An 11,022-nucleotide genomic window follows, 5' to 3' on the forward strand; every position below is an offset into this window, starting at 1 on the left:
CGCGCATGGCCAACATCGTCTCGAAGATCGCAGACCAGGTCCGCCCGCTCGGGGTCTCCACGAACTACGGAGAACCCGTCGAGGTCGGCGACCAGACCCTCATCCCCGTGTCCGTCAGCTGGTTCGGCTTCGGAGGCGGCGGGGACGACGAGAACGGTGGCGGCGGTGGCGGCGGCCTGTCGGCCCCCGTCGGCGCCTACGTCCGCCGCCCGGGCAAGGACCTCGTGTTCGAGCCGAACCCGATCTCGCTGATCGTCGTCGGCATCCCCTTCGTGTGGGTGGCCGGGCGTGTCCTCCGCAAGCTGGTGCGCGCGCTCAAGAAGTGAGCACCTGACGCAACGGGAGGCCCGTGGCGACGCCGCCACGGGCCTCCCGTCCGTCACGCGGTCGCGACCGCGTCTAGACTGCTGGCACACACACGGGAGTCCGGGACCGCCGGGCTGAGAGGGAGCGATCGGCGCTCCGACCGTCGAACCTGATCCGGATCATGCCGGCGCAGGGAGGAGTCAGCAGCATGCCTTCAGGCACGTCCACAACCGTCACCACCGCTCCGCGGCGATCGCTGCGTTGGCGGGTCGTCGACATCGTCGTCGCGAGTGTCCTCGCGGTGGCCCTCGGAGTCGTCTTCCGGCTCTGGGAGTTCGGCTACGAACCCATCAGCGCCGTCATGGACCTCGTGCTCCCCGGCACGAAGGCCCTGTTCGGCGGGGTCTGGCTGCTCGCCGGACCGATCGTCGCGATCGTCGTCCGCAAGCCCGGCGCCGCGCTCTACGGCGAGATGGTCGCCGCCTCGGTCGAGGCGTTGTTCGGCACCCAGTGGGGATGGCTCACGCTCGAGGCCGGGCTCGTCCAGGGTCTCGGCGCCGAGATCGTCCTCGCGCTGTTCCTGTACCGCGTCTACCGCCTGCCGGTCGTCGTGCTCGCCGGTGCCGCGGCCGGACTCGCGCTCGGCATCAACGACACCGTCCTCTGGTACCCGGGGCTCGACGTCGCCTTCAAGGTCGTCTACGTGATCTGTGCGGTCATCTCCGGTGCCGTGATCGCGGGGGCGGGCTCGTGGCTGATCGTCCGGGCTCTCGCCCGCACCGGGGTGCTGTCGTCCTTCGCGGCCGGCCGTGAGCACAGCCGCCGCGAGCCCCGCGCCCTGGTGTGACCGTGCGCGCTCCGTCGGCGACGTCCCCTTCCACCGGCGGCGACGCCGGCGCAGGTGCTGGCGTCCGCGGGGCGCGGATCGTGTTCCGTGGCTGGGGCTGGCGGTACCCGGAGCGAGACGCCTGGGCCGTCCGTGACGTCCACCTGACCGTCGAGCCGGGGGAGCGGGTCGCCGTCGTCGGGCCGTCCGGTGCCGGCAAGTCGACGCTCCTGCGAGCGGTGGCCGGCGTGCTGCCCGACGAGCCCGACGCCACCGACGACACCGCTGCTTCGGTGCAGGGGACACTCCTGGTCGACGAGGCCGACCCCCGCGCGGTCCGCGGGCGTGTCGGTCTCGTCATGCAGGACCCCGAGGCACACACCGTGATGTCCCGCGTCGGCGACGACGTGGCCTTCGGCTGCGAGAACGCCGGCGTCCCCCGCGACGAGACCTGGGACCGGGTGCGGACGGCGCTCGACGTCGTCGGCCTCGACCTGCCGCTCGACCGTTCCACCGCGCAGCTGTCCGGTGGGCAGCGGCAGCGGTTGGCGCTCGCGGGCGTGCTCGCGATGCGGCCGGGTGCGCTCGTGCTCGACGAACCCTGCGCGAACCTCGACCCGGACGGCGTGGCGCAGGTGCACGACGCCGTCCGGGCACTGCTCGACGAGACCGGAGCGACGCTGCTCGTGGTGGAGCACCGGATCGGCACCTGGCTGGACCTGGTCGATCGGCTCGTGCTGCTCGAACCAGGCGGCGGCGTGGTCGCGGACGGCCCGCCGGCCCGGGTGCTGGCGGACCACGGCGAGGCGCTCACGGCGGCCGGGGTCTGGGTGCCCGGTGCCGAGCCGGCGCGTGGTTCGGCTCGGCAGCTGCGGCGTGCGCGCGGACGAGCGGGCGAAATGCCCGGAGCGTCCAACGGGGCGACCGCGGCATTCCGCCCGCTCGGCGAGGGAGAGCCCGGCGAGGCGGCGCTCGGCGAGGGAGCGCGTGAGATGACGTCGCGCGGACGAGCGGGCGAAATGCCCGGGACGTCCGGCGGGGCGACCGCGGCATTCCGCCCGCTCGGCGAGGGGGAGCGCGGCGAGGGGGCGCTCGACGAGGGAGAGCCCAGCGAGGGAGAGCTCGGCGAGGCGGCGGCGGTGCTGCTCGAAGCCCGGGGGCTCGGCACGGCACGGGGGAAGCAAGCGGTCGGGAACGGCATCGACCTCGGGCTCCGGGCAGGGCAGGTCCTCGCGGTCACCGGCCCGAACGGCGTCGGCAAGTCGACGCTCGGGCTCACCCTCGCGGGCCTGCTGGCACCGGCCGCCGGCGAGCTCGACGCCACCGACACCCTCGCCGACGGCCTCGGCGCGGCGCCGCACACCTGGACGAGCCGCCAACTCGCCGCACGGATCGGCACGGTGTTCCAGGACCCCGAGCACCAGTTCGTCGCCCGCTCCGTCCGCGAGGAGATCGAGGCCGGCCCCCGAGCACTCGATGCGCCTGACGCCGCCGAACGAGCCACAGCGCTGCTCGACGAGTTCGGGCTGGCACACCTGGCCGACGCCAACCCCTTCACCCTGTCCGGGGGTGAACAACGACGACTCGCGATCGCCTCGGTCATCGCCGCCCGGCCGCCGGTCGTCGTGCTCGACGAACCGACCTCCGGGCAGGACCGAGCCACGTGGCAGGCCGTCGTCGGGCGGCTCGGGGCCCTGGCTGACGCCGGCACCGCGGTGGTGGCGGTCACCCACGACCGCGATCTCGTCCGGGCACTCGACGCCGACGAGGTCGTGCTCGGGACGGACGGCGCCCGGACCGTCGGGCGCGACCAGGGGCCGTCCGTCGCGACCGCCCCGGAGACGGGACCGCCAGCCGGACGCCGCCCCGGGCCTCCAGACCGGACCGACACGGACGACCGGACGGACGCAGCGGACGCAGCGGACGCGGTGGACGCAGCGGACGCGGTGGACGCGGCGGATGGGGCGGACGTGGCGGACGGAACCGACCGAACGGACCCGGCGCGACGACCGCTGCCGGCCCGCGCGACCGGCATCCTCGGCGTCCAGCCGGTCGCCTCCCTGATCGGTGTGCTCGCCCTCGGCGTCTGCCTGGTGCTCAGTCTCGACGTCGTCTCCGCCGCCGTCGCCCTGGCGCTCGAACTCGCTCTGCTGCCGCTCCTGCGCCTGCCGGTCCGGACCCTGCTGCTCCGACTCGCACCGGTGCTCGTCGCGGTGCCGCTGACGGCGGTGAGCATCGCGCTGTACGGCAGGCCCTCGGGGCGGGAGTGGTTCGACCTCGGGTTCGCGCACGTCACCGACGGGTCGCTCACACTCGCGTTGGCGACGGCACTCCGGGTCCTCGCGGTGGGCGTGCCGGCCATCGCGCTCTTCGTACGGGTCGACCCGACCGACCTGGCCGACGGGCTCGCGCAGGTGCTCCGGCTGCCCGCGCGGTTCGTGCTCGGAGCGCTCGCCGCCGTCCGGATGATGACCTTGCTCGTCGACGACTGGCGACAGCTCGCGATGGCCAGGCGTGCCCGAGGACTCGCCGACTCCGGACGGCTCCGCCGCGGCGCGACCATGGCGTTCGCGCTGCTCGTGCTCGCGCTGCGCCGGGCGACGACGTTGGCGGTGGCGATGGAGTCACGGGGGTTCGGTGCTCCCGGACGGCGGACCTGGGCGCGGGTCGCACGGTTCGCCGGGCCGGAGTGGGCGATGGTGGCGGTGCTGGTCGGCATCGGCGTGGTGTCGATCGCCGTCGCGGTGAGCGTGGGGACGTGGCGTGCCTGACGCGACGCCGGCAGCCGGCACGACGGACGGCGAGCGCGCGACGGGTACGACCGCCGGTGACCTCGCCCCCGGCCTGGCCGCTGCTGCTGCCGGTGTCGCCGCTGCCACGGGTCGGCGCGCCGTCGTGCTCATCGACGGCCGGTCCGGCACGGGCAAGACCACCCTCGGAGCACAGGTCGCGGAGCAGCTCGGTGCGCAGCTCGTGCACCTGGACGACCTGTACCCGGGGTGGGACGGCCTACGTGCGGCTGCCGATGCCGTGGTGACGGACGTCCTCGGAACGCCGAGCGGGTACCGACGCTGGGACTGGGCGGCCGACGCGCCCGCGGACTGGGCGTCGGTGGACCCCGACCTGCCGGTCGTGGTCGAGGGGTGCGGGGCGTTGTCCCGGGGTTCGGCGCCGCTGGCGTCCCTGCGGGTGTGGCTCGAGGCCGACGACGCCGTGCGGTGGGACCGGGCGATCGGCCGCGACGGCGAGGTCTTCGCGCGCGAGTGGGACCGCTGGGCCGCGCAGGAACAGGCCTTCATCGCCGCCGAGGACCCGGCCGCCCTGGCCGACGTGGTCCTGCGGACGTAGGGCGCGGGCGCGCGCTGCCCCGCGGCGAGCACCGAGGTTTCGCGCTCAGCGACACCTCACGGCCTCCGGAAGGCGAGAACTGTCGCCCAGCGCGAAACGTCAGCCCGCCGCACCCGCCGCGCCCGCGCCCGCGCCCGCCCGCCCCTCCCGCCGCGCCACCGCCCGCGGATCCACCGCGAACACCGCCGCCACGATCGTCAGCACCGCGTACACCCCGACGTACCCGCACAGGATCCACGGCGACCCGCCCCCGAGCTGCACGAACACCGCGGCCAGCAGCGGCGTCAGCCCCACCGAGAAGATCGACCCGATCTGGTACCCGAGCGACATCCCCGAGTACCGCCGCCCGGTCGGGAACTGCTCCGCGAACCACGCCGCCTGCGGCCCGTAGATGCTGTCGTGGAACACGCACATCCCGATCAGCGCCACGAGCGGCAGCAGCACGAGCGGCCCGGCGTCGAGGAACGCGAAGAACGGCCAGATGAGCACCGCGATGCCCACCGCCGACCAGATCGTCAGCACCCGCCGCCCGACCCGGTCCGACAGCCACCCCCAGAACGGCGTCGACACGAGCGACACCGCCGAGATCACGAGCACGGCTTGCAGCCCCGCGTCCGAGCCCGATGGCCCGCGCACGTTGCCGAGGTAGGTCAGCGAGTACGTCGTCAGGATCGAGTACAGCGCCGGCTGCACGAGGCGCAGACCCGCCGTCACCAGGATCGACCGCGGGTGCTGCCGGATCGCCTGCCACACCGGGAACCGTTCGACCCCACCTGAGGCGCGCAGCTCCTGGAACACCGGGGCGTCCTGCACACCGAGCCGGATCACGAGCCCGACCGCCACGATCACCGCCGAGAACAGGAACGGCAGCCGCCAGCCCCAGGCCAGGAACGCCTCGGTGCCGAGCAGGGACCGCACGAGCGTGAAGACCCCGGTCGCCAGGAGCATCCCACCGGCCGACCCCATCTGCGTGAACGCCCCGAACAGCCCCCGGTGCCGCTCCGGCGCGTGCTCGACGGACAGCAGCGCCGAGCCGCCCCACTCCGCCCCGGCCGCGACGCCCTGCAGCAGCCGCAGGAACACGAGGGCCACGACGGCACCGACCCCGATGGTCGCGGCGGACGGGATGACCCCGATCAACGTGGACGCGATGCCCATCAGCACCAGCGACGCGACGAGCAGCTTCTTCCGCCCGATCCGGTCACCCAGGTGGCCGGCGATCACACCGCCGAGCGGCCGCGCCACGAACCCGACGCCGTAGGTCGCGAACGACGCGATGACCCCGACGGCCGGCGTCACGGACGGGAAGAACGTCGGTGCGAACACCAGCGCCGAGGCCGTCGCGTAGAGGTAGAAGTCGTAGTACTCGACGGTCGTCCCGACGAACGACGCAAGGGCGACCCGACGACGGGTCGCGGTGGTCGACGGTGCGGCGGGACGGCCTGGAGGCGCGGTGACGGTGGTCTGGCTCGGCATGCCTCAGGAGCATGGTCGCGTCCAGGGCCGCGGGGAACACCGCGCGTAACGGGAGGTCACGTCGCTGTCGTCGGGGGGTGCCCGCCGACCACCATGGGACGCATGAGCGATGCACCGAACCGCCCGCTGCGCTTCGCGGCCTTCGTCATGAACACGACCTCGCACATCCAGCACGGCCTGTGGCGGCACCCCGACGCCCGGCAGGCGGACTTCGACGACGTGACGCTGTGGACCGACCTGGCGAGGACCCTCGAGCGCGGCAAGTTCGACGCGATGTTCTTCGCCGACGTCGTGGGCACCTACGGCCCCGGTCGTGGCGACTACTCGACCAACCTGCGCGAGGGGCTGCAGATCCCCTCGAACGACCCCTCCGTGCTGCTCTCCGCGCTCGCCGTGTCGACCGAGCACCTCGGGCTCGCGTTCACCTCGAGCGTCATCCAGGCGCACCCGTTCGACTTCGCCCGCAAGGTCTCCACGCTCGACCACATCACCCGGGGCCGCATCGGCTGGAACGTCGTCACGAGCGCCCTCGACAGCGCCGCCCGGAACTTCGGGGCCGACCGGCTCGAGGAGCACGACGAGCGCTACGTCTGGGCCGAGGAGTACCTCGAGGTCTGCGCGAAGCTCTGGGAGGGATCGTGGGAGGACGGCGCCGTGCTGAAGGACCCCGTCCGCGGCTACGCCGACCCCGACAGGGTCCACCGCATCGACCACCACGGCAAGCGCTACGACGTGCAGGGCCCGCACCTGTCGGCACCGTCACCACAGCGGACCCCGGTGCTGTTCCAGGCGGGGTCGTCGCCCGCCGGCCGGGCCTTCGCCGCGCGGAACGCCGAGGCGCAGTTCATCCTGACCTCGAACCGGGACGCCACCGAACAGCTCATCCGCGAGACCCGCGACCTGGCCGAGGCCGCCGGCCGACAGCGGGACGACATCGCGTTCTTCCTCGGCCTGACCTTCGTCACCGGCTCCACCGAGGCCGAGGCGAAGGCCAAGGAAGCGGAGATCGACGAGTACCTGGCCGCCGACGGGTTCCTGGTGCACTCGAACCTCGGCTTCGACCCGGACACCGGCGAGCCCCTCGACCCGGACACCCCGCTGTCCGAGGTCCGCACCCACGCCGGGCAGTCGCACCTGCAGTGGCTCCGCGAGGCCGCCGGGGACCGCGAACCGACCATCGCCGACCTCGCCCGGCTGTCCGCCAAGCTCCGCGCCCGGGTCGTCGGGACGCCGGAGCAGATCGCCGACGAGCTCGCCGACTGGCAGCGCGTGGGCGTCGACGGCGTCAACGTCATCAACTGGACGCTGCCCGGCTCGTACGAGGAGTTCGTCGACCACATCGCGCCGACCCTGCAGGAGCGCGGGCTGATGCAGTCCGAGTACCGCGAGGGGACCCTGCGCGAGAAGCTCTTCGGCCACGCACAGCTGCCGGACTCGCACCCCGCCAGGCGGTGGCGCGGGGCGTTCACGGGCGGTGCCGGCGCGACCGCGACCCACCCCGACGACGCGACCCACCCGGACGACGCGACCCGTGCGGTGGAGGTGCCCGCATGACGGCCGCGACGACGACCGACGGAGCCGTGACGGGCCTCCCGGCCGACCGTCTGGCGACCCTGCGCGAACGCTTCGCGCCCGTGTTCGCGACCATCCGCGACGGCGCGGTCGAGCGTGAGCTCGCGTCCGGGAAGCCCGGCGACCGGCCGCTGCCGCACGCCGAGGTCCGGGCGCTCGCCGACGCGGGGTTCGGGCGGCTGCGCGTGCCGGAGGACCGCGGCGGCTTCGGCGTGACGCTGGTCGAACTCGCGCACCTGGTGGCGGACCTGGCGGCGGCGGACTCGAACATCGCGCACCTGTGGCGGGGGCACTTCGGGTACACGGAGCTGGTGCTGCTGCGACCGGACTCGGCGTCGCGCGACGAGTGGCTCGACCGGATCGTCGGCGGCGCGATCGTCGGGAACGCGACCTCGGAGCGGACCGGGACGACCCTGGCCGACATCTCGACGACGGTGACGCCGTCTGGTGGTTCCCTCCGCCTCGACGGGCGGAAGTTCTACTCGACCGGCACGCTCTACGCGGACTGGATCTACCTGGCGGCAGACCGCGACGGGGAGCGCGTGACGTTCGCCGTCGACGCCTCCGCGCCGGGCGTCAGGAGCATCGACGACTGGGACGGGTTCGGGCAGCGGTTGACCGCGTCCGGCACCACCGTGTTCGACGGGGTGTCGGTCGACCCCTCGGTGGTGTCGGCGTACCGGGACGCCCCGCTGTCGCACATCCAGGCCTTCTACCAGCTGTACCTGCTGGCGGTCCTCGCCGGGATCGGTCAGGCCGTGTCCGACGACGCCGTGGCCTTCGTGCGACCGCGGACCCGCACGTACATCCACGCCAACGCGGCCGTGCCGGGGGAGGACCCGCAGGTGCTCGCGGTGCTCGGGCGGCTGTCGGCCGGGGCGTTCACCGCCCGGTCACTCGTCGCCGCCGCCGCGGGGCTGCTCGACGCGGTCGTCGCGACGAACGAGCCCGGGGTCGGCGTCGACCGCGTGGTGCTCGACGCGGCCGAGAACGCCGTGTACCAGGCGCAGGTCGAGATCGGGCCGCGGGTGCTGCAGTCGGCGTCCGAGCTGTTCGAGGTCGGCGGGGCGTCCGCTGCCGACCGGACGCGTGCGCTGGACCGGCACTGGCGGAACGCCCGGGTGGTGGCGTCGCACAACCCTGCGGTCTACAAGGAGCGGATGGTGGGGGAGTATGCGCTGCACGGGCGGGGGCCGGTGGGGGCGTGGGAGAAGTACCACGAGGTGGGGCCGACGCGGTTCTGAGGGGCGCGGGCTGCCGCGGGCGCGGGGCCGGGGCGGGGGTGGTGCGAGTTTTCGCGGTGAGCGACAGTTCTCGCGCCGGTGGGCCCGAGGAGTGTCGCTGAGCCCGAAACCCGGGCGCCGGGCGCCGCGGTGCGCGGGCGCGGGGCTGGCCGCTACGCCCAGCCGAGCTCGTGCAGCCGCTCGTCGTCGATCCCGTAGAAGTGGCCGATCTCGTGCACGAGGGTGGTGTGCACCTCGTCCTTGAGCTCCTCGACGGTGTCGCACTCGGCCAGGTGCTGCTTCCGGAACACGACGATGCGGTCGGGCAGTTCACCGAAGCCGTACTGGCCGCGCTCGGTGGCCGCGATGCCGTCGTACACGCCGAACAGCTCTTCGCCGTTCTCCGGCTCGTCCTCGACGACGAACACCACGTTGTCGAGCCCGTCGACCATCTCGTCGGGCAGCAGGTCGAGTTCGTCGGTCACGAGTTGCTCGAACGCGTCGGCGGACATCTCCATCACGCAGGGATCGTCCCACACCGCGCTGACCACTCGCGGCTGAGCACCTGCGGCTGACCACCTGCGGTTGAGCCCTCGCGGCTGAGCACCTGCGGCTGACCAGCCGCGGCGAAGCCGCACGGCGCCGAAGGTGCCCAGACAAACACTGAGGGAGAGCCCCGGTTGCGTCACACGCAACAGGACTCTCCCTCGACTGGGGTGAATAACGGGTCTCGAACCCGCGACCTCCTAGACCACAACCAGGCGCTCTACCAACTGAGCTATATCCACCATGTTCGAACCGGCGGACCGGCGCGACCACTCAATAGTAGTACATGCGGGACGGGGTGCGGACCACCCGTGTCGCTACTCGGCTGCGGGCTGCGCCAGCCGTGACTCCCACTTCGCCACGACGTCGGCCTGCACGGCGCGCACGTCGTCGGTGCTCGGGCCGGGCTCGGCGACGAAGCCGGCGCGGCGGTAGTACTCGAGCTCGCGGATCGACTCGAGGATGTCCGCGAGGGCCCGGTGACCACCGTGCTTCTCCGGTGCGTTGAAGTACACGCGGGGGAACCAGCGACGGCAGAGTTCCTTGATGCTCGACACGTCGACGCTGCGGTAGTGCAGGTGCCCGTCGACCCGCGGCATGTACTTCGACAGGAACGCGCGGTCGGTGCCGATCGTGTTGCCGGCCAGGGGTGCGGAGCCCTCGGCGGGGACGTGCTGGAGGATGTACTCGAGCACCTGGTACTCGGCGTCCGCCAGGCTCACGCCGTTCGGGATCTCCTCGAGGAGCCCCGAGGTGACGTGCATGTTCGTCACGAACTCGTTCATGTTGTCGAGCGCGGACTGGTCCGGCTTGATGACGATGTCGAAGCCAGGGTGCACGGGCTCGAGGTCGAAGTCGGTGATGACCACGGCCACCTCGACGAGTTCGTCGACCTCGAGGTCGAGGCCGGTCATCTCGCAGTCGATCCAGACGAGGCGGTCATTCGCGGTTGCCATGTCCTCGATCCTATTCCCGCCCTGCGTGCCTGCCGTACGTGCCGCTGCGCCCGCCCGCGCCCGTGCCTGCCCGGGCTCGGGCTCGGTGCTCGGTGCTCGCTGGCCGGTGCTCGGTCACCCGTCCCGCGCGTCCGATCCGCGAGCGGGCGAAATGCCGCGGTCGTCTTGCGAACGCACCCGGATGTTCCGCCCGCTCGTCGATCACGTGAGCCGCATGCGGTGCAGGCGACCGCCTGGAGGCCCACCCCGACCCCGGCGGGGCACCCCGCGCCTCCAGACGGTCGCTTCCACCCCGCCTGCCGCGCCGATCCCGCCTGGCCGCGCGTCGTGACCGCGAGCGGGCGAAATGCCGCGGCCGCCCCGCGGACGGACCGCGGTGTTCCGCCCGCTCGCCCACGGCGGCGCCGCGGTCGCGCCTTGGCACGCCCGCGCCCAGCCGAGCGGGCGAAATGCCGCGGTCGCTTTCGGGACGCACCCGGATGTTTCGCCCGCTCGTCCGGCGGGGTGAGCCGCGGGCACTGCAGGCGACCGCCTGGAGGCCCGTGGCTGCCCCGTCAGGCCGCCCCGCGCCTCCAGGCAGTCACGTCCGCCCCCTGCCGCACTGCTCCTGCCGACCGTGAGCCGACCGCGCGAGCGGGCGAAATGCCCGGCTTCGTCCGCAGAGCGACTCGGGCATTTCGCCCGCTCGCGCGGGTGAGGGGTGAGGGGGGAGGGGGGAGGGGGAGAGAAGCCGCGCGAGCGCGCGGACGCACGAACGGGCGAAATGCCG

The 11,022-nt window shown here is 73.3% G+C and carries 9 protein-coding genes, 1 tRNA gene and 1 riboswitch; of the genes, 6 read left to right on the top strand and 4 right to left on the bottom strand.

The window, feature by feature from the left end:
- Positions 1 to 5: 5 nt before the first annotated feature.
- The 4 genes from BIU89_RS11345 to BIU89_RS11360 all read left to right on the top strand — a co-directional run bounded on the left by BIU89_RS11345 (position 6) and on the right by BIU89_RS11360 (position 4,480).
- Complete coding sequence (locus BIU89_RS11345; RefSeq protein ID WP_027464636.1) at positions 6 to 326, top strand: hypothetical protein; 321 nt, start codon at positions 6 to 8, stop codon at positions 324 to 326.
- A gap of 82 nt (positions 327 to 408) precedes the next feature.
- Positions 409 to 520, top strand: a riboswitch (TPP riboswitch).
- On the top strand, positions 515 to 1,153 hold the full coding sequence (locus BIU89_RS11350) for an ECF transporter S component (RefSeq protein WP_027464637.1): 639 nt from the start codon (positions 515 to 517) through the stop codon (positions 1,151 to 1,153). It overlaps the preceding riboswitch by 6 nt.
- 2 nt (positions 1,154 to 1,155) lie before the next feature.
- The gene (locus BIU89_RS19095; RefSeq protein ID WP_368073335.1) at positions 1,156 to 3,903 is read left to right on the top strand and encodes an ATP-binding cassette domain-containing protein; all 2,748 of its coding nucleotides are present in this window, start codon (positions 1,156 to 1,158) and stop codon (positions 3,901 to 3,903) included.
- Positions 3,896 to 4,480: an ATP-binding protein gene (locus BIU89_RS11360; RefSeq protein ID WP_254791606.1), complete on the top strand. Its 585-nt coding sequence runs from the start codon at positions 3,896 to 3,898 to the stop codon at positions 4,478 to 4,480. Before BIU89_RS19095 ends, BIU89_RS11360 begins: the two co-directional genes overlap by 8 nt.
- 99 nt (positions 4,481 to 4,579) lie before the next feature.
- On the opposite strand, the gene BIU89_RS11365 is transcribed toward BIU89_RS11360, so the two are convergent.
- Positions 4,580 to 5,956 carry an MFS transporter gene (locus BIU89_RS11365; protein ID WP_071246624.1) on the bottom strand — a complete coding sequence of 459 codons (1,377 nt, stop codon included), beginning with the start codon at positions 5,954 to 5,956 and terminating at the stop codon, positions 4,580 to 4,582.
- 102 nt (positions 5,957 to 6,058) lie between these two features.
- On the opposite strand from BIU89_RS11365, the gene BIU89_RS11370 reads away from it, so the two are divergent.
- Together BIU89_RS11370 and BIU89_RS11375 are read left to right on the top strand one after the other, a co-directional pair.
- Positions 6,059 to 7,510 (top strand): LLM class flavin-dependent oxidoreductase, encoded by a 1,452-nt coding sequence (locus tag BIU89_RS11370; RefSeq protein ID WP_071246721.1) that lies wholly within the window; start codon positions 6,059 to 6,061, stop codon positions 7,508 to 7,510.
- Positions 7,507 to 8,772, top strand: a complete 1,266-nt coding sequence (locus BIU89_RS11375; protein WP_071246626.1) for an acyl-CoA dehydrogenase family protein — start codon at positions 7,507 to 7,509, stop codon at positions 8,770 to 8,772. Before BIU89_RS11370 ends, BIU89_RS11375 begins: the two co-directional genes overlap by 4 nt.
- Positions 8,773 to 8,924: 152 nt before the next feature.
- On the opposite strand, the gene BIU89_RS11380 is transcribed toward BIU89_RS11375, so the two are convergent.
- The 3 genes from BIU89_RS11380 to orn all read right to left on the bottom strand — a co-directional run bounded on the left by BIU89_RS11380 (position 8,925) and on the right by orn (position 10,253).
- The gene (locus BIU89_RS11380; protein WP_035807616.1) at positions 8,925 to 9,269 is read right to left on the bottom strand and encodes a metallopeptidase family protein; all 345 of its coding nucleotides are present in this window, start codon (positions 9,267 to 9,269) and stop codon (positions 8,925 to 8,927) included.
- 194 nt (positions 9,270 to 9,463) lie between these two features.
- Positions 9,464 to 9,539: transfer RNA gene (locus tag BIU89_RS11385), tRNA-His, on the bottom strand.
- Between the two features lie 75 nt (positions 9,540 to 9,614).
- A complete protein-coding gene (orn, locus tag BIU89_RS11390) occupies positions 9,615 to 10,253 on the bottom strand; it encodes an oligoribonuclease (protein ID WP_027464644.1) in 639 nt (212 codons plus the stop codon).
- Between the last annotated feature and the right edge of the window lie 769 nt (positions 10,254 to 11,022).

The sequence above is a fragment of the Curtobacterium sp. MCBA15_005 genome (assembly GCF_001864855.1).
Classification (GTDB): domain Bacteria; phylum Actinomycetota; class Actinomycetes; order Actinomycetales; family Microbacteriaceae; genus Curtobacterium; species Curtobacterium flaccumfaciens.

Bases quoted from the DNA above. Each gene is read 5' to 3' on its own strand.
- BIU89_RS11345 (WP_027464636.1), top strand. From the start codon at position 6: ATGGCCAACATCGTCTCGAAGATCGCAGACCAGGTCCGCCCGCTCGGG.
- BIU89_RS11370 (WP_071246721.1), top strand. From the start codon at position 6,059: ATGAGCGATGCACCGAACCGCCCGCTGCGCTTCGCGGCCTTCGTCATG.
- orn (WP_027464644.1), bottom strand. From the start codon at position 10,253: ATGGCAACCGCGAATGACCGCCTCGTCTGGATCGACTGCGAGATGACC.
- BIU89_RS11375 (WP_071246626.1), top strand. From the start codon at position 7,507: ATGACGGCCGCGACGACGACCGACGGAGCCGTGACGGGCCTCCCGGCC.
- BIU89_RS11365 (WP_071246624.1), bottom strand. From the start codon at position 5,956: ATGCCGAGCCAGACCACCGTCACCGCGCCTCCAGGCCGTCCCGCCGCA.
- BIU89_RS11380 (WP_035807616.1), bottom strand. From the start codon at position 9,269: ATGGAGATGTCCGCCGACGCGTTCGAGCAACTCGTGACCGACGAACTC.
- BIU89_RS11350 (WP_027464637.1), top strand. From the start codon at position 515: ATGCCTTCAGGCACGTCCACAACCGTCACCACCGCTCCGCGGCGATCG.